This is a genomic window from Janthinobacterium kochi, from assembly GCF_051380715.1.
Lineage (GTDB): Bacteria > Pseudomonadota > Gammaproteobacteria > Burkholderiales > Burkholderiaceae_D > Janthinobacterium.
Genome location: NZ_JBNYXO010000013.1, coordinates 131,937 through 148,097 on the forward strand (window position 1 = coordinate 131,937; position 16,161 = coordinate 148,097).

Below are 16,161 nucleotides of genomic sequence, written 5' to 3' on the forward strand. Positions count from 1 at the left end.
ACAACGAGAGACACACATGAAACTGATGCGTTATGGCGCCAAGGGCGCTGAAAAACCTGCACTGATCGATGCCGACGGCGTCGTGCGCGACCTGTCTGGCGTGTTGTCCGATATCACGGGCGCGACCCTGGGCAAGGATGGCCTGGCGACCCTGGCCGCCCTCGATATTGCCAGCCTGCCGGTGGTGGCCAACCCTGGCCGCATCGCGCCGCCATGGAAGGGCGTGGGCAAGTTTTTGTGCGTGGGCCTGAACTATGCCGACCATGCGGCCGAATCGGGCATGGCCGTGCCGCCGGAACCGGTGCTGTTCATGAAGGCTACCAGCGCCATCATCGGCGCCAACGACGCCGTGGTGATGCCGCAGGCCTCGACGAAAAGCGACTGGGAAGTGGAACTGGGCGTGGTGATCGGTACCACCGCACGCTATGTGAGCGAAGCCGATGCGCTGTCGCACGTGGCCGGCTACTGCGTCGTCAACGACCTGTCCGAACGCGAATACCAGCTCGAGCGCGGCGGCCAGTGGGACAAGGGCAAGGGCTGCGATACCTTCGGCCCGATCGGCCCCTGGCTGGTCACAAGTGATGAAGTGGCTGACCCGCAAAACCTGGGCCTGTGGCTGGAAGTAAACGGCAAGCGCGTCCAGGACGGCAATACCAGGACCATGGTCTTCGGCGTGGCCAACCTGGTCAGCTACATCAGCCGTTTCATGACCTTGTACCCGGGCGACATCATCAGCACCGGCACGCCACCGGGCGTGGGCATGGGGCAGAAGCCGTCGGCCGTGTACCTGAAACCGGGCGACACCATGCGCCTGGGGATCGAAGGCCTGGGTGAACAGCGGCAGACCGTGCATGCCTGGAATCCGCAACTGATCGACAGTTAAACGAGTGACAGACCGACACGCCGCCAAGATGCTCAGACATCGGCGTGCCGGCCTATGGCAGTGGAGTGGAGGAGACACACCATGAATCAATCCGAAGAGATACTGGCACTGAACAAGGTCAGCAAGCGTTTCCCCGGCGTGCTGGCGCTCGATAACGTCAGTTTCAGCCTGCGCCGCGGCGAGGCGCATGCGCTGTGCGGCGAAAACGGCGCCGGCAAGTCCACCCTGATGAAGGTGATGAGTGGCGTATACCAGGCCGATGAGGGCGAACTGGTCTACAAGGGCAAGGTATGCAGTTTTGCCAGCAGCGTGGATGCGGAGGCGGCCGGCATCGCCATCATCCACCAGGAACTGAATTTGATCCCGCACCTGAGCGTGGCGGAGAATATTTTCCTGGCGCGCGAACCGGTGCGCGGCCTCTTTATCGACCGCAAGAAGATGCGCTTTGATGCACAGGCGCTGCTGGACCGTTTAAAACTGCGCATCGACCCGCGCCAGCTGGTCAAGAACCTGTCCTGTGCGCAGCAGCAGATGGTGGAAATCGCCAAGGCGCTGTCGCTTAATACGGAAGTGCTGATCATGGACGAGCCCACGTCCTCGCTGACGGAAAGCGAGACGGGCCAGCTGTTCGACATCATCAATGAACTCAAGCGCAACGGCGTAAGCGTGGTGTATATCTCGCACCGCCTCGAGGAGATGCAGCACATCATCGACAGGGTGACGGTGCTGCGCGACGGAAAATTCGTCTGCACCGACGATTTTGCCGCCACCACGCTGGACGCCATCGTGGCAAAGATGGTGGGCCGTACCCTCGACGAAAAATTTCCCGACCGCGTATCAACGCCGACCGATGAAGTGCTGCTGCGCGTGACCGACTTACACCGCAAGGATGTCTTCGGCCCGCTGAGCTTTGATTTGCGGCGCGGCGAGATCCTCGGCTTTTCGGGACTGATGGGGGCAGGGCGCACGGAAGTGGCGCGCGCCATCTTCGGCGCCGATCCGCTCACCAGCGGCGCGATCCATCTGGGCGATATGGCCGTGACGATAGCCAGCCCCATCGACGCCATAGGACACGGTATCGCCTACCTGTCGGAAGACCGCAAGAGCCACGGCCTGGCGATCCGCATGTCGGTGGCGGCCAACCTGACCTTGACCAATGTATCGGGGCTGGCCAACCGTTTTGGCTTCATCGATTTCGCCAGGGAAGAGGCGGTGGCGCAGCAGTACATCGCGGCGCTGGGCATCAAGACGCCGACCTCGAAACAGATCACGCGCAACCTCTCCGGCGGCAACCAGCAAAAGATCGTCATCAGCAAATGGCTGTACCGCGAATCGAAAATCATCTTCTTCGACGAACCCACGCGCGGCATCGACGTTGGGGCCAAGTTCGCCATCTACCAACTGCTCGACAAGCTCGCGTCGGAAGGTATCGGCGTAGTGCTCATCACGTCCGAACTGCCCGAGATCATGGGCATGACCGACCGGGTGGCCGTGTTCCATGAAGGGCGCATCAGCGGCATCGTCAATACGCGCGAGTCATCGCAGGAAGAGATCATGCACCTCGCATCGGGCCGCCAGGCAGCAATGCATTAACATCAGAAAGTCACAATAAAATGAATAAAGAACTGATACAAAAATTCGCCGCGCTGGGAAGCCTGTCGCTGTTGCTGCTGGTGTTTTCCCTGACCAGCAACGCCTTTTTCTCCGTCAGCAACGGCATGAGCGTGGCCTTGCAGGTGACGTCGATCGCCTACCTGGGCATTGCCGCCACCTGCGTCATCATCACGGGCGGCATCGATCTGAGTTCCGGCTCCGTGCTGGCGCTGGCCGGCGTGGCCGCCGCGCTGCTGGTCAAGAGCGGCGTGCCCGTGCCGGTCGCCATGCTGGGCGGCGTCGTGGTGGGCGCCATGTGCGGCGCCGTCAACGGCTTTTGCATCACGCAGTTGAAACTGCCGCCCTTCATCGCCACGCTCGGCATGATGCTGATTGCGCGCGGCCTGGCGCTGCAGGTGACGGGCGCGCGCGCCATTTCCGGCCTGGGCGATTCGTTCGGCGAACTGGGCAACGGCGTGCTGTGGCGCATCGAGCGCGACACGGGCGGCACCTTTCCCGAAGTCGTCTTCCCTGGCATTCCGTATCCGGTGGTACTGATGGTGGTGATCGCCGTGGCCGTCTCCATCATGCTCAGCCGCACCACCTTTGGCCGGCATATCTATGCGGTGGGTTCGAATGCGGAGGCGGCGCGCCTGTCGGGCGTGAAGGTGGGCCGCGTGACCCTGCTGGTGTACACCTTGTCCGGCGCCTTGTCTGGCCTGACGGGCTGCGTGCTGATGTCGCGCCTGGTGACGGCGCAGCCGAACGAGGGTGTGATGTACGAACTCGATGCGATCGCCAGCGCCGTGATCGGCGGCGCCTCGCTGATCGGCGGCATCGGCACCATTTCCGGCACCGTCATCGGTTCCTTCGTCATCGGCATCCTGCGCAACGGCTTGAACATGAACGGGGTATCGAGCTTTATCCAGCAAATCATTATCGGACTGGTCATCTTGCTGACCGTCTGGATCGATCAGAAGCGCAATCGCGCCTGAAGCAGTAGCTGAAAGTAGTCACACCCATAAATCTATAATTAAATGAGGACGACAATGAAAACCTTCAAAGCCTTCAACACCATCTTGCTCGGTCTGTTGACCGCAGCATTTGCACTAAGCTCCAGCGCTGCCTTCGCCGCGCCGGGCGAGATCGCCGTGATCGTCAAGACGACCAATTCCAACTACTGGCAAAACGTCAAGAAGGGCGCCACGGCCAGCGCCGCCGATGCCAAGGGCTACAGCCTGACTTTCCAGGGGCCCGCTTCGGAATCGGCGATTGCCGACCAGGTCAGCATGGTGGAAAACGCCGTCACGCGCAAAGTGGCCGGCATCGTGCTGGCCGCGTCGGATCCGGATGCGCTGGTGCCGGCCCTGAAGAAGGCGTGGGAAGCGAAGATTCCCGTGGTGCTGATCGACTCAATGGTGGCCGACAGCGGCAAGCGCTACTACCAGTCCTTCCTGTCGACTGACAATGAAGCGGCCGGCGAGCAAAGCGCCAAGGCCCTCATTTCGCAGGTCGGCAAGACGGGCAAGATCGCCGTGATGTCGTATGTGGCAGGCGCCGGTTCCGAGACGGGCAGGGTGGGCGGCTTCAAGCGCTATATCGAAAAGAACTCGCAGCTGCAGATCGTCGGCACGTATTACTCGCAGTCGCAGATGGCCACGGCGCTGAACCAGACGACCGACGTGCTGGCCTCGAATCCCGACCTGAAGGGCATCTTCGGCGCGAACGAGCCGACGGCCGTGGGCATGGGCCGCGCCATCGCGCAGGCGGGCAAGGCCGGCAAGGTGGTCGCCGTGGGTTTCGACGGCAATGAAGACTTGAAAAACTTCGTCAAGGACGGCACCCTGTATGCGACCGCAGTGCAGGGTTCCTACTCGATGGGCGCGCTGGGCGTGAAAACCCTGGTCAGCCTGATCGAAGGCAAGAAGGTCGCACCGTTCGTCAACACGGGCGTGGTGATCGTCACCAAGGCCAATGTCGACCTGCCGGAAGCGAAGAACGTTTTATATTAGGCTTCAGCAGATCGTCAGGCGCTGCTTCAATTCATTGAGCAGCGTGCCGGTCTTCGCGGTCAGCTGGCGCGCCAGCGGCCACGCCAGGGAGAGCGGCAAGCCTGGCGTGGCGCAGGCAGGCAGTACTTCGACGATGGCGCCGTTGGCCAGGTGCTCCTGCACCAGCCAGGTCGCCTGCTGCGCGATGCCCAGACCGGCCAGCACGGCGGCCGTCTGCGCTTCGGCATCACCCACCGTCAGGCGTGGATGGACCGCGTGCCGCTCCATCCCGTCCTCGCCTGCAAACAGCCACGGCGCCGCCGTGCCGTCGCCTCTGCCGTAGGCGATGCAGTCGTGGCCATCGAGATCCGCGAGATCGGCCGGCGTGCCGCGCCGTGCCAGGTAGGCCGGCGCCGCGCAAAAAATCAGGCGCTCTTCTCCCAACGGCATCTGTCCCAGCGTTTGCGGCCAGCTGCCTGGCGCACCGATGCGCACGGCGATATCGATGCGCTCTTCGAACAGGTCGGCAAAGCGGTCGCTGAAGGCGATCGATGGCTGCAGCCGCGGATATTTTTTGCACAGATCAATCAGCGCCGGCATCACGCGCAGGCGGCCATACGATGCCGGCACGCCGATGCGCACCTTGCCCGCCAGTTCCGTCGCATGCTCGCCCAGCACGTCTTCCGCGTCCGCCAGTTCCTGCAGCACGCGCTTGCAGGTGGCATAGTAGGCGCGGCCAGCGTCGCTCAGTTTCAAACGGCGCGTGCTGCGCTCGAACAGCAGCACGCCCAGCCGTTCTTCGAGCCGTGCCACGCTCTTGCTGACGGCCGAGCTGCTCAGGTGCAGGTGCTCGGCCGCCTTCGTAAAACTGCCCGCGTCGGCCGTGGCGAGGAAGGGTGTGAGGCCTTTCAAATGTTCTGATGAAAACATGATCCGCGAATTCTATTCATGAATAAGGTGAAATAGTATCGCGGATAAGAATTGGTGTCGCGGATATGATGGTTTTTTCTTTCGGAGGCACTCTCTCATGCAAAAACACGCCCTCATCATCGGCGCCAGCGGCGTCATCGGCAGCAATCTGGCCACGCATCTGTTGGCGCAAGGCTGGCAGGTGACGGGCGTCTCGCGCGGCCGCACGCCCGTGCCCGCCGGCTGCATCGCGCTGCCGCTCGATGCGACGGATGGTGCTGCCGTGGCATCGGCGCTGGCGGGCCTGGACGCCAGCCACGTCTTCTTCACGGCCTGGGCGCGCCAGGCCAACGAGCAGGAAAATATCCGCGTCAATGGCGCCATGGTGGCCAATGTGCTGGCCGCGCTGGGGCCAAGCGGCCACCTGCGCCACGCGGCGCTGGTGACGGGCCTCAAGCATTATCTGGGGCCGTTCGATGCGTATGGTCAGGGCAGCGAGCCCGTCACGCCATTTCGCGAAGAGCAGGGCCGCCAGGACGTCGAGAATTTTTATTACGCGCAGGAAGACCGCCTGTTCGCGGCGGCCGAACGCGATGGTTTTACGTGGAGCGTGCACCGCCCGCACACCATCATCGGCTATGCGCTGGGCAATGCCATGAACATGGGCCTGACCCTGGCCGTGTATGCGAATTTGTGCAAGGCCAGCGGCCAGCCTTTCGTCTTTCCCGGTTCGCCCGCGCAGTGGCATGGCTTGTCCGACATGACGGACGCGGGCCAGATTGCGCGCCACCTGGCGTGGGCGGCCGACAGCCCCGCCGCGCGCAACGAGGATTTTAATATCGTCAATGGCGACGTGTTCCGCTGGAAGTGGTTGTGGCCGCGTCTGGCTGCGTATTTCGGCGTGGTAGCGGCAGACTTGCCCGAGACCATGGCGCCGCTGGCCGGGCGCATGCAGGATGCGCCCGCGCAATGGCGTGCCATCGCGCGGCAGCATGATCTGGCGGAGCTTGATGTCGGCCGCCTCGCTTCCTGGTGGCATACGGATGCCGACCTGGGACGGCCGATGGAAGTGATGACGGACATGGGCAAGAGCCGCAAGGCGGGCTTTCTGGATTACCAGGATACGCAGGATGCCTTCATCGCCCTGTTCGAGCGCCTGAAGGCGGAGCGCGTCATTCCGCGCTGACCTGCTCCGCTGCGGCCGGTGGCGGGGCTGCCGCTGCCGCCGCATTGCTCTTGTGTTGCTGCGCCCGCTGCCACTCCAGGCCCGGGCGGTCGACGCGGAATTGCAGCAAGCGTCCCTGCACCACTTCCGTCACATACGCCGTGCGGCCGTCGGGGCCGCCGAAGGTGATGTTGCTGGGCTTGGCGCCGGGCACGCTGATTTCGCGCAAAATGCGCCCTTGCGGCGACAATTTGACCACTGTACCCTTGCCATAGCGCGTCACGTACAGGTTGCCATCGACATCGACGCGCATGCCGTCCATGCCGGAATCGTCGAACTTGATCAGCAATCGCTTGCCGCTCAGGCTGCCGTCGGCGGCGATGTCATATATCCAGATATTGCGCTGCACGCTTTCATTCACATACAAAATCTTGCCGTCCGGGCTTACTTCAATGCCGTTGGCCGTGCCCATGGTGTCGAGCGCCAGCGTCACTGTGCCGTCTTGCGCGATGCGCCACACGCGGCCCGTGTTTTCCTTCCAGTTCGGGTCGCTCGCATACAGCACGTCGTCCCGCGTGATGGCGATATCGTTCGGTTGCGTCATGCGCGGCTCGCGCGCGTGGATGGACAGCGCGCGCGTGGCCGGGTCGACCAGGTAAATCGTGTGCTCCATATAGTCGGCCAAATACATCTGGCCCCGGCTGCCGAAGCGGATGCCGTTGGCGATGCTGGTGCCGGGCAGGCTCAGCCACACTTCGCCGCTGCCATCGGGACGCACCTTGCCGATGGTTTGCTGGCGCGCGAAGTTGACGGCGTAAATATTGCCATCCGCATCGACGGCCGGGCCTTCGATGCCCTTGGTGAAGGAACGCGCGGGCGTAAGGGTGGTGGCGAGGAACAAGGTCTCGTGCGCGGGCGGGCTGGCGCAGGCGGACAGGTTGGCCAGCGCGGCGGCCAGCACGGCGGTGCGCAGCAAGGGCAGGGCGGTGCGGGAATCGGGCAAGGAGGAGGATTGATGCATGGAGCGATCTCTGTATGGCAAAGGTGGCGTATGTTACCCGAGGTGCGCCAGCCGGGGCGCCACCCTAGGCCGCCACGACCACGAGGTCGGGGAAGTCATCTTGCCAGTCGGCCCATGCATCCTGCAGGTGCGCGTGCATGCCGGTGCATTCTTGCGCCAGATCAAAGGTGTCCGCGCTGGCCAGCAGAAAATGGGCAATGGCGCGCAGGGTGGCCGGGTCGGCGTGGATGGTGACGTCGGAGCAGGGCAGGGGGCGTTCGGTGGCCTGGTCTTGCAGATAGCAGTGCAGCGATAAATGTGGGGTCATGGGTGTCAATTGTCGATGTGGGAACCCAGCATGGCGTGCGCCAGCAGGTCGGCGCGGGCGGCTGCCTGTTCTTCGCCGCTTAAAAACCAGCGTGTCTTGCCGTCGTGCGCAGTGAAGCGGCCATATGCTTGCATCGTCTTGCGCAATGCTTGCTGGCGCGCATCGCCAGCAGCAGCGAAACGGCGGGCTGATACACGGCCAGCGCGTCGCAGTTCGTGATGTCGTCGGCCTCGTCGGGCGGCACGATGCGCGGTGAAAACAATGCGATGCTGTCGGCATCGGGCGCAAACAGCATCTTCTCGTAGTTTCTCTGCGAGAACTTGACGACCTTGCCGCGCCGGCTGCCGTAGCGCTCGACGGGTTCGCCTATCTGCGCGAACCAGGCAAACAGCTGCGCGCTGGCCGCGGCGGGAATGAAGGGGCTATTCTTGCTGAATTCGCCGACGAGGAAATGGTATTGGTCCATATGACAATGCGGGGGAGGGTTGCGACAGGCGAATTTTTGCACGGAATGCAACATATTGCCAATGCACGCGCGTGACCATTCCATCAGGCGGCCTGATGCGTATGTATTTGATTTAAATGAAATTTGAGCCGTATTGCGCTTACTTCGAGCCGCATTGCGGTTACACTAAGTCTGACTATACTGGAATGACGACCGTGGTGCTTGTTCTCTACGTCGCTGGCAATCCTACGGAGGCCTCATGTCTTATGCGAATCCCACCACCCATAATGGGTTCCTGATCTCGGCCTACGCCTGCGAACTGCCCGAGGGGTGCTGGCAGGGACAGTTGGTGCTGAGCAAGTGCGGCTTTGAAGATGTCCGGCAAGCCAATCTGGAAAATCGCAGCACGCAGCACGAAGCGGAGCAATCGGCCCTGGCCATGGGCTGGCAGCTCGCCAATTACGTGCTACCCCTGCGCACTGTTGACGATAAGTAAAGTAATGCTTTCATTTCGTAAGGTAAATAGAGTATCGTGTTTGGCTAGAGAGAAATACACTGTATGCAGCAATAGAGCTGGCGTGCGCGGCGATGTCTGAGTGAACGCCGCGGAGCGAAGAGTTGTCCTTGAGGCCGGCCCCCACAGGCCGCACACCGTCACCATGTACCACAAAGCACTCTCGCCGGATCCTGAGGATGCGCCCGCCCAGCAGTTGCCCGCCGAGCAAAATCTGCAGGCCTTGCATAACCGCGAAGTCAAGCTGCTGCGCGAGACGATCAATCAACTGTTGATCATGGCCAAGATGCAGTTGCAGGAAAAGGATAAATCCGACGCCTTTGGCCTGTTGATCATGCAGTTGCGCGAAGCCAACCAAAATCTCGTGCTGGCGACGTTTGGCGCGCAGGATATGCAGGCGTCCGCCGAAGCGACAACCTTGCGCCAGACGGAATTCCTGGCCATGCTTGCGCATGAGTTGCGCAACCCTTTGCAGCCGCTGGCGATGGCCAATGACTTGCTGGCCAAGAAGGTCGACCTGGATCCCCAACTCGTGGATGTGCATGGCGTGATCGGTCGCCAGGTGGCGCATATGGCGCGCCTGATCGACGACTTGCTCGACGCTTCGCGCGTCAGCAGCGGGAAGATCACTTTGCAGCTGGCACCCATCTTGCTGAGCGACATCCTCGCCAGTGCCGTGGAAGTTGGCCAGGTCAGCATCAGCCAACGCCAGCAAGTGCTGAGCGTGAGCCTGCCGGACGAACCCTTGGTCATCGAAGGGGATCTGGTGCGCCTGACGCAAGTGTTTGCCAACTTGCTCATCAATGCCAGCAAATTTACGCACGAGTTTGGCCACATCGACATCGTCGTCAGACGCCACGATGATTTGGTGGAAATTGCCGTCAGCGACGATGGCGCCGGCATTGCCCTCGATATCCAGCCCTTCATCTTCGACCTGTTTACCCAGGGCTTCCGTTCGCTGGAACGGGCGCAGGGCGGCCTGGGCATCGGCCTGTCGCTGGTGCGCATCATTACCCAGTTGCATGGCGGCACCGTGGATGTGTTCAGCGCAGGGGTCGGCTTTGGCAGCCAGTTTGTCTTGCAGCTGCCCTTGTCGTCGCTGGCGCCGCCATCGCAGGGCATGCAGGCGGTACCTGCGGCGTGCGCATCGCCACGCCGCATATTGCTGATCGAGGATAATGCCGATGCGGCGGAAATGCTGGCGCTGCTGCTGACGCAGGACGGCCACCATGTCGACGTGTGCAATGACGGCCCCAGCGGCTTGCGCGCCGCGCTCGATGCGCCTTACGATGTGATCGTGTGCGATATTGGCTTGCCGGGCATGGATGGCTACCAGGTCATCAGTTCGGCGCGTGCGGCCCTGGCGGCACCGCTGCCGTGCTTTGTCGCCGCGTCAGGGTACAGCCAGCTTGGTGAGTTTGACCGCGCTGGCCAGGCAGGGTTTGACCATTACCTGGTAAAACCCATCAATATCGACGCTTTGTCGAGAATAATCACGGCAACGGTTCCGCGCTGATGGGCAAGGAAACCCTGATGCTTTTGTTTAACATGGTCCATGCACCGAAAACCGCAGAGAAAAGATCCGATGATGGCCTTAGTCCATGAACAGCGGCAGCGCAGGATAGAGCACGCGCTGTTACGCGAACCAGGTCCGGTGGTAGACGTCAGTATTCGCCTGTGGGAGCAACTGGCCACTGAATTGAATCAGATCGTTGGTGAGCGGGGCGTGGAGTCGATGTATTCCCGCAGCCTGCACCAGAGTCAGAAGCAGTTCAACTGGTTGTCGCCCCATCCACCGCAAGCGCTGGCAGCTGCCATGACCGCCTTGCGCGCCAGCTTGCAGGAACAGACGGACGCAGTCGTCTGCGCGGCAAGCACGGCGATGTTGATGCACTTCATCAATACCCTTATTTTATTAATTGGCGAACTCTTAACGAATAGCATCCTCCTCAGAGCCTGGGGTGATGACGTTGTGAATAATGCTGGAACGGAGCCGAACGAATGAAAAAAGTCACCATCCACCGCCTGGCAACTGGCGTGCCGGGGTTGGACGAACTGCTGGGCGGCGGAATACCCGAGTTTTCCTTCAACCTGGTGGCGGGCACGCCCGGCAGCGGCAAGACGACGCTGGCCCACCAGATCATGTTTTCCCTCGCCTCGCCGGAGCGCCGGGCGCTGTTTTTTACAGTCCTGGGCGAGCCACCGCTGAAGATGCTGCGCTATCAACAGCAGTTTCCCTTCTTCGATGTGGAAAAGATCAACCAGTCGATCAAGTTCGTCAATCTGTCGGCTGACTTGCTGGAAGGCGATTTCGACCGCGTGCTGGCGCGCATCGCTGAAGAGGTGGAGGCGTTCTCGCCCAGCCTGGTCTTCGTCGATTCCTTCCGCTCCGTGGTGCAGTCGGCCAAGGCCATGGACGCGGGCCCGGCCGGCCTGCAGAATTTCGTGCAGAAATTGGGCGCGCAAATGACCAGCTGGCTGGCCACGACCTTCCTGATCGGCGAATACCTGGCGCCCGAGGCCGAGTCCAGCGCCGTGTTCACGGTGGCCGACGGCATCCTGTGGCTGTCGCAGCTCGTGCACCGCGATGCCATGGTGCGCAAGATCCAGGTGGTCAAGATGCGCGGACAGGCGCAAAGCCTGGGCGTGCATACCTTCCGCATCAATGACGATGGCGTGGAAATCTTTCCCCGCGCCGTGCTGAAGACCAGCGGCATGGGAACGGTCAGCATTTCCGGCAATGAGCGCCTGTCGCTGGGCGTGCCCGAGCTCGACGCCATGATGGGCGGCGGCTTGCCGGCAGGTTACTCACTGCTGCTGGTGGGACCATCCGGTTCCGGCAAGACCGTGCTGGCCACGCAATTCCTGACGGAAGGCGTGCGCTGCGGCGAGCCCGGCGTGATTGCCGCCTTCGAGAAAAGCCCGAACCAGCTGCTCAGCCATCAATTGAATGCCCTCGTCGATTCCGGCCAGATCGGCGTGATCAATACCCGCACGCTCGACCTGTCACTGGATGAAATCCTGCATGACCTGGTGAGCATGATCACGCGCATGAAGGCCAAGCGGGTGGTCATCGATTCGCTGTCCGGCTTTGAAATGGCGCTGGCCTCCATGTTTCGCGAGGATTTCCGCGAATCGCTGTACCGCCTGGTGGCGGCTTTGACGGACATGGGCGTGTCGGTGCTGATGACGGCCGAGCTGGAAGACCAGTACACCGTGCTGCGCTTCAGTTCCTACGGCAATGCCTTCCTGGCCGACGCCATCGTCATGCAGCGCTACATCGAGCTCGAAGGCCAGTTCAAGCGCGTGGTATCGGTGGTGAAGGTGCGCGGTAGCGGCCACAGCAAGGATATCCGCTTCTACGATATCGACGCCGGCGGCTTCAAGATCGGTGCCGCCCTCAGCCAGTACCAGGGCATACTGTCGGGCGACCCTTACCGGGTCTAGGCGTTGAAGCGTATGATGGAAGTGCGGCCATGCCGACGGAGATGGCCGTGCGCACAGGGGACCAATGCGTCGTCTGTGTTTCCGAGCTGATCAAGAGGAGATATGATGGACAAACCCGAATTCATCCTGGCCGCGAAAGCCATGGAAACGCTGGAAATGTATCAGACCTTCTACGGCCATGCGCAGGAATACCAGGCGCACCAGCAGGAAGTGTTGAGGTTGCTGCGCCACAAGGGAGCCTCCCTGCTGGTGTCGGACCATGGCCCGGCGAAGTTCTTGCTGGCCTTTGCCGATGCGCTGGAAGCGGCCAGCTTGCCGGGCGAGTATGTGCCGCTCAGCCGCAGGTAGGGCGAGCCTGTCCCGGCAGGGGCGCCAGCAGGAGATGCCGTCTTTTGCCGGGATCGGCCCCTAGCCGCCGTTCGCTCCCGCGTTCAGCGACACCCTGGGCAGGCGCACGGTAAACACCGTGCCGCATTCCAGGCTCGACTCGGCGCCGATGGTGCCGCCGTGCGCGCAGGCGATTTCACGCGCGATAAACAGACCCAATCCGATACTGGTGGCATTTGGCGACTTGTACTCGTCAGAAATGGCCAGCTGTACCAGGGGATCGAATATGGTCTTCAGCGAGGCATGCGGTATCTGGCGGCCAAAATTCTTGACCTGCACCACGGCCGTATCGGCATCGCCGCAGGCCGTGATGCTCACTGGCTGGTCGTCGGTGCGATATTGCGCAGCATTGTTGAGCAAATTGGAAAACAGCTGGGCCAGGCGGGGCGCATCGAAGTCGCCGATCATCTCGCCCGTGGTGCTCAGTTCAAACTTGCATTTCGGGTGAGCGGCCGAGGCATCCTCGACGGCCGTCTTGCAGATTTCCCCGATATCGCCCAAGGAGGGGGAGACGGGCATGTGTCCGCCCAGCTGCGTCCTGGCAAATTCCAGCAGATCGTTCACCATGGTTGTCATGGCAGCCGCGCTGCGAGCAACCCGTGCACCGATCTCTACCGTGGAAGAGGGATTCGCGCTCGGCCTGCTCAGCAGCGCGCCTGCCATCGTCATGGTGGTCAGCGGACTGCGCAGATCGTGGCTGAGGATGGCGAGAAAGGTATTGCGGGTGCGGTCGCTCTGCTGCGAATAGCGTATGGCCGATTCCTGCAACGCCTTGTCTATCGCTTCATTGAAGCGCAGGATGTCTTCTGTCGCCGTTTTTGACGCCACTGACACCTGTGCCATCCACAGTCGCAGAACGCTGGCCCGCATCGCGCGAAATTCCGCCGTCAGCTGCGGCAGCGTGAAGCCAATCTGCTGGCGCAGGGAACCATGCGTCGCGGCGGCCGTTTCCTTGCCCGCTATTTCCGACACGCCTGTGGTTGATTTCTTTTTTCGCTGCGCCGCGTTCTCGATGACGTCCATGTCGCGCACGATGGTTTCCAGCATCTGCTTTGCATGATCGCGTAATTCTGCTTTCGAGATGGCGGCTCCAGGAATGGGAAGCGAGCTGGCGAAGAGTTCCCACTCCACCAGGATCTGCTCCAGATGGTCGGTAATAAAGCACGATAGTTTCACGGTAGACCAATGCGTTGATGGAAGATGAGCCAGTGTACGCCGTTGACGCGATGGATGGGGGATTGGGTTCTGCTCCGGGTGTCATATGCAGGTAGAGTCGCTCAGGCGGAAGAATTCGGCTGGATGTGCGCCAGTACAGGGCGGCGAGCCCTGGTTTTAGCTGTGCCAGGCAGCTCCCAGGCTAGCAGATTGCTCCATACATCCCTTTTCCCGTACGCAGGTCGAGTCCGAAATAGCATTCGTATGCTGCCCCTTTTGTATGAACGCAGGTAATATCCCCCCTGCGCCGCTCACGGTAGTCCGCCGAGGAACTGCATGCCTGCTCCTGTTTCACATCGGGGCCGAGCTGGGCAAACAGTTCGCGTGCCAATTCCCCTTTGACCATGATTGCCACTTTCCGGTCGTTTCGCGTGGGCGGCAGCATTTCGGACAGCGTTCCGCCATAGATCTGATAGTCACCCCGCAAGGGGCGTGGTTCGCCAGTCCATGCCGGCGGCTTGTCCGCGGCTTGCGACGGCGAGAATAGAGCGAGCGCCATGGCGCAGCATGCAAGGCGAATATTCATCAGTGCTCTCTGATTTCAATGTGAAGATGGTCGTCGTGTCCTTGCAGAGACCGGACGCGCCCACCGGCAGTCGCCTTTTGTACCTCACCGTCGTTAAAGAAGACCTTGGTGACCATGGGATGGCGCAAAAACAGCCGTATCAATTTGATGGTGGCATCCCGGTCATATACGTCATCAAAGCGCGACACGCGTGCGCACTGGCCTTCCAGATTGTCCTTCCGCAGGGGGCGCAGATCCATTTCAATGCCCTTTCTGTGGCTGACATGCTTGTCGTACGCCAATCCTTCCGCGATGCTGATATTGCCGATGCCAAATTTCCGATCATCAATTGCCTGCCATTCACGTTCGATGTAAAAGATCAGGGATAGCAAGCTGGGGTGCGCATATTGGGCCATATGGCCGGAATGTGGCATCCGGTGCAGATTGCCATAGACGTAATACCCGGCACCTTCCGGAGCCTGGGGCAGGATAAAAAAACCGCGCTTATCCCTGGGCTGGACTTCAAGCATGCTCGACTCCGCTAGGCGCAAAGGTGGGGGAACTGGCATTGTTTCGCAGTCCGTTCCAGCTGGAATTGCGGTATCGCAAACAATGGCGGGCTGGAGCCGGATTTGTCCATTGCTCTCGGCGGCACGTGCGCCAGCCTTGTCCATGTAGAATCGGCAACATACGGATCGATGTATCCGCCCCTTCATTGCGGAGTACGCTTGAGCGTGACACAAACATTGCAAACCTGGCTGCTGGCCTGGCGGGAAGCCTTCACGTGTATCGGCCTGGGACTGCGCGATGCGCGTCATGCGGGGCTGTGGTGGCGTTCCGCGCTGTGGTGCATGGCGGTCGTGGCGCTGTGGCTGGGACTGTATGGCTATTTCGGCCGCTTCTTCGTCGAGCTGAGCGCCATGCTGGCGCTGGTGTCGGTCACCGGTTTGCTGGGCCTGGGCGTGATGGATGGCGTCGGGACACTGGCCAACGGGCCTGTCACGCTCTCGCAGATGGGTAATATCGCCGGCGGCCTGGGCAGCGCCGCCAAGGCCCTGCTGTCGATCGGTCAGATCGCCCTGGCGCTGGCAGCTTTTTTCTACGTGATGGTCTTTATCGTCGGCGCCATCGGCACGGCGCGCTTGCCGCTGCGCTGGCTGTTGCTGGGGCGCGCCAAGACCGTGGCGGCGCCTGTTGCTGCTGCTTTCCCTGCTGATTCCCGTGTGGGTCCTGTGCGTGCTGATCTCGTACTTGCTGGCCTGGAATGTGCAAATGATCTACGGCGCGCCGTACATACTGCACCCCCTGCGCGTGATGCTGCGCGTCGCCCCCGGCACCCAGCAGATTGTCGCCGTGCTGCATGATGTGGTGGAAGACAGCGACGGAAAAGTCAGCTTCGACGACCTGGCACGCGAAGGATTTTCCCAGGAAGTCATCGACGGCGTGCATGGCGTGACCAACCTAGATGTCAAGACCCGTCTGGTTATAAACACGCTTAACAAATAAATCCGGCTTCTTTGCCTGCCACTCTTTGAGCGCCTGGATGGGAGTTTGATGGTTTAAGGCGCGCTGCGGAATGTTGTGGTTGTAGAGTTTCAAATAGCTTTGCAGCGTCGATGCGAGTTCTGCCGCAGACCCGAATCGCGTCTGGCCGACGATCTCGCTGCTGCGCCCGTTGAAGCGTTCAACCATGCCGTTCGTTTGTGGATGGCGTGGCGGAATCAGCCGATGCTCAATGCCACACTGCTTGCAGAGGCGATCAAAGACATGGTGGCCACT

At 61.4% G+C, this 16,161-nt stretch carries 19 protein-coding genes; 11 read left to right on the plus strand and 8 right to left on the minus strand.

Translation table 11 applies throughout. The features are described 5' to 3' along the window. Nucleotides 1-16: 16 nt before the first annotated feature. The 4 genes from ACQ4WL_RS23120 to ACQ4WL_RS23135 all read left to right on the plus strand — a co-directional run bounded on the left by ACQ4WL_RS23120 (nt 17) and on the right by ACQ4WL_RS23135 (nt 4,488). Nucleotides 17-883, plus strand: a complete 867-nt coding sequence (locus ACQ4WL_RS23120) for a fumarylacetoacetate hydrolase family protein (RefSeq protein WP_436511849.1) — start codon at nt 17-19, stop codon at nt 881-883. A gap of 81 nt (nt 884-964) precedes the next feature. Beyond that, the gene (locus tag ACQ4WL_RS23125; RefSeq protein WP_436511850.1) at nt 965-2,476 is read left to right on the plus strand and encodes a sugar ABC transporter ATP-binding protein; all 1,512 of its coding nucleotides are present in this window, start codon (nt 965-967) and stop codon (nt 2,474-2,476) included. A gap of 20 nt (nt 2,477-2,496) precedes the next feature. Then, nucleotides 2,497-3,471: an ABC transporter permease gene (locus tag ACQ4WL_RS23130; RefSeq protein ID WP_070257549.1), complete on the plus strand. Its 975-nt coding sequence runs from the start codon at nt 2,497-2,499 to the stop codon at nt 3,469-3,471. Between the two features lie 54 nt (nt 3,472-3,525). Further along, nucleotides 3,526-4,488, plus strand: a complete 963-nt coding sequence (locus ACQ4WL_RS23135) for an ABC transporter substrate-binding protein (protein ID WP_436511851.1) — start codon at nt 3,526-3,528, stop codon at nt 4,486-4,488. Nucleotides 4,489-4,491: 3 nt separating this feature from the next. Here the strand turns inward: ACQ4WL_RS23135 and ACQ4WL_RS23140 are convergent, their stop codons facing one another. After that, the gene (locus tag ACQ4WL_RS23140; RefSeq protein WP_436511852.1) at nt 4,492-5,397 is read right to left on the minus strand and encodes a LysR family transcriptional regulator; all 906 of its coding nucleotides are present in this window, start codon (nt 5,395-5,397) and stop codon (nt 4,492-4,494) included. A gap of 97 nt (nt 5,398-5,494) precedes the next feature. Here ACQ4WL_RS23140 and ACQ4WL_RS23145 point away from each other — a divergent pair, with 97 nt between their 5' ends. Further along, the gene (locus ACQ4WL_RS23145; protein WP_436511853.1) at nt 5,495-6,562 is read left to right on the plus strand and encodes an SDR family oxidoreductase; all 1,068 of its coding nucleotides are present in this window, start codon (nt 5,495-5,497) and stop codon (nt 6,560-6,562) included. Here ACQ4WL_RS23145 and ACQ4WL_RS23150 read toward each other — a convergent pair. The 3 genes from ACQ4WL_RS23150 to ACQ4WL_RS23160 all read right to left on the minus strand — a co-directional run bounded on the left by ACQ4WL_RS23150 (nt 6,549) and on the right by ACQ4WL_RS23160 (nt 8,335). Next, a complete protein-coding gene (locus ACQ4WL_RS23150) occupies nt 6,549-7,562 on the minus strand; it encodes an SMP-30/gluconolactonase/LRE family protein (protein ID WP_436511854.1) in 1,014 nt (337 codons plus the stop codon). The genes ACQ4WL_RS23145 and ACQ4WL_RS23150 overlap by 14 nt on opposite strands. A 64-nt stretch (nt 7,563-7,626) precedes the next feature. Then, the gene (locus ACQ4WL_RS23155) at nt 7,627-7,869 is read right to left on the minus strand and encodes an Imm32 family immunity protein (protein WP_436511855.1); all 243 of its coding nucleotides are present in this window, start codon (nt 7,867-7,869) and stop codon (nt 7,627-7,629) included. A 79-nt stretch (nt 7,870-7,948) separates the two neighbouring features. Then, the gene (locus ACQ4WL_RS23160) at nt 7,949-8,335 is read right to left on the minus strand and encodes a hypothetical protein (protein ID WP_436511856.1); all 387 of its coding nucleotides are present in this window, start codon (nt 8,333-8,335) and stop codon (nt 7,949-7,951) included. Between the two features lie 238 nt (nt 8,336-8,573). On the opposite strand from ACQ4WL_RS23160, the gene ACQ4WL_RS23165 reads away from it, so the two are divergent. The 5 genes from ACQ4WL_RS23165 to ACQ4WL_RS23185 all read left to right on the plus strand — a co-directional run bounded on the left by ACQ4WL_RS23165 (nt 8,574) and on the right by ACQ4WL_RS23185 (nt 12,623). Beyond that, nucleotides 8,574-8,810 (plus strand): hypothetical protein, encoded by a 237-nt coding sequence (locus ACQ4WL_RS23165; RefSeq protein WP_282406083.1) that lies wholly within the window; start codon nt 8,574-8,576, stop codon nt 8,808-8,810. A gap of 163 nt (nt 8,811-8,973) precedes the next feature. Continuing rightward, a complete protein-coding gene (locus ACQ4WL_RS23170) occupies nt 8,974-10,344 on the plus strand; it encodes a hybrid sensor histidine kinase/response regulator (RefSeq protein WP_436511857.1) in 1,371 nt (456 codons plus the stop codon). 69 nt (nt 10,345-10,413) lie between these two features. Further along, nucleotides 10,414-10,833: a hypothetical protein gene (locus ACQ4WL_RS23175; RefSeq protein ID WP_436511858.1), complete on the plus strand. Its 420-nt coding sequence runs from the start codon at nt 10,414-10,416 to the stop codon at nt 10,831-10,833. After that, nucleotides 10,830-12,275: an ATPase domain-containing protein gene (locus ACQ4WL_RS23180; protein WP_436511859.1), complete on the plus strand. Its 1,446-nt coding sequence runs from the start codon at nt 10,830-10,832 to the stop codon at nt 12,273-12,275. Before ACQ4WL_RS23175 ends, ACQ4WL_RS23180 begins: the two co-directional genes overlap by 4 nt. Before the next feature lie 105 nt (nt 12,276-12,380). Continuing rightward, nucleotides 12,381-12,623, plus strand: a complete 243-nt coding sequence (locus ACQ4WL_RS23185) for a hypothetical protein (protein WP_436511860.1) — start codon at nt 12,381-12,383, stop codon at nt 12,621-12,623. Nucleotides 12,624-12,683: 60 nt separating this feature from the next. Here ACQ4WL_RS23185 and ACQ4WL_RS23190 read toward each other — a convergent pair whose 3' ends face one another. The 3 genes from ACQ4WL_RS23190 to ACQ4WL_RS23200 all read right to left on the minus strand — a co-directional run bounded on the left by ACQ4WL_RS23190 (nt 12,684) and on the right by ACQ4WL_RS23200 (nt 14,912). Next, nucleotides 12,684-13,838: a sensor histidine kinase gene (locus ACQ4WL_RS23190; RefSeq protein WP_436511861.1), complete on the minus strand. Its 1,155-nt coding sequence runs from the start codon at nt 13,836-13,838 to the stop codon at nt 12,684-12,686. Nucleotides 13,839-14,019: 181 nt separating this feature from the next. Next, on the minus strand, nt 14,020-14,403 hold the full coding sequence (locus ACQ4WL_RS23195; RefSeq protein WP_436511862.1) for a hypothetical protein: 384 nt from the start codon (nt 14,401-14,403) through the stop codon (nt 14,020-14,022). Then, nucleotides 14,403-14,912: a hypothetical protein gene (locus ACQ4WL_RS23200; protein WP_436511863.1), complete on the minus strand. Its 510-nt coding sequence runs from the start codon at nt 14,910-14,912 to the stop codon at nt 14,403-14,405. Before ACQ4WL_RS23200 ends, ACQ4WL_RS23195 begins: the two co-directional genes overlap by 1 nt. 198 nt (nt 14,913-15,110) lie before the next feature. On the opposite strand from ACQ4WL_RS23200, the gene ACQ4WL_RS23205 reads away from it, so the two are divergent. Then, nucleotides 15,111-15,746, plus strand: coding sequence for a hypothetical protein (locus tag ACQ4WL_RS23205; protein WP_436511864.1), 636 nt, complete (start codon nt 15,111-15,113; stop codon nt 15,744-15,746). Nucleotides 15,747-15,843: 97 nt separating this feature from the next. Here the strand turns inward: ACQ4WL_RS23205 and ACQ4WL_RS23210 are convergent. Beyond that, a partial coding sequence (locus tag ACQ4WL_RS23210; RefSeq protein WP_436511865.1) for an integrase core domain-containing protein occupies nt 15,844-16,161 on the minus strand: 318 nt, incomplete at its 5' end.

Coding starts and splice junctions, on each gene's coding strand:
- ACQ4WL_RS23120 (WP_436511849.1), top strand. CDS start 17: ATGAAACTGATGCGTTATGGCGCCAAGGGCGCTGAAAAACCTGCACTG.
- ACQ4WL_RS23125 (WP_436511850.1), top strand. CDS start 965: ATGAATCAATCCGAAGAGATACTGGCACTGAACAAGGTCAGCAAGCGT.
- ACQ4WL_RS23130 (WP_070257549.1), top strand. CDS start 2,497: ATGAATAAAGAACTGATACAAAAATTCGCCGCGCTGGGAAGCCTGTCG.
- ACQ4WL_RS23135 (WP_436511851.1), top strand. CDS start 3,526: ATGAAAACCTTCAAAGCCTTCAACACCATCTTGCTCGGTCTGTTGACC.
- ACQ4WL_RS23140 (WP_436511852.1), bottom strand. CDS start 5,397: ATGTTTTCATCAGAACATTTGAAAGGCCTCACACCCTTCCTCGCCACG.
- ACQ4WL_RS23145 (WP_436511853.1), top strand. CDS start 5,495: ATGCAAAAACACGCCCTCATCATCGGCGCCAGCGGCGTCATCGGCAGC.
- ACQ4WL_RS23150 (WP_436511854.1), bottom strand. CDS start 7,562: ATGCATCAATCCTCCTCCTTGCCCGATTCCCGCACCGCCCTGCCCTTG.
- ACQ4WL_RS23155 (WP_436511855.1), bottom strand. CDS start 7,869: ATGACCCCACATTTATCGCTGCACTGCTATCTGCAAGACCAGGCCACC.
- ACQ4WL_RS23160 (WP_436511856.1), bottom strand. CDS start 8,335: ATGGACCAATACCATTTCCTCGTCGGCGAATTCAGCAAGAATAGCCCC.
- ACQ4WL_RS23165 (WP_282406083.1), top strand. CDS start 8,574: ATGTCTTATGCGAATCCCACCACCCATAATGGGTTCCTGATCTCGGCC.
- ACQ4WL_RS23170 (WP_436511857.1), top strand. CDS start 8,974: ATGTACCACAAAGCACTCTCGCCGGATCCTGAGGATGCGCCCGCCCAG.
- ACQ4WL_RS23175 (WP_436511858.1), top strand. CDS start 10,414: ATGATGGCCTTAGTCCATGAACAGCGGCAGCGCAGGATAGAGCACGCG.
- ACQ4WL_RS23180 (WP_436511859.1), top strand. CDS start 10,830: ATGAAAAAAGTCACCATCCACCGCCTGGCAACTGGCGTGCCGGGGTTG.
- ACQ4WL_RS23185 (WP_436511860.1), top strand. CDS start 12,381: ATGGACAAACCCGAATTCATCCTGGCCGCGAAAGCCATGGAAACGCTG.
- ACQ4WL_RS23195 (WP_436511862.1), bottom strand. CDS start 14,403: ATGAATATTCGCCTTGCATGCTGCGCCATGGCGCTCGCTCTATTCTCG.
- ACQ4WL_RS23200 (WP_436511863.1), bottom strand. CDS start 14,912: ATGCTTGAAGTCCAGCCCAGGGATAAGCGCGGTTTTTTTATCCTGCCC.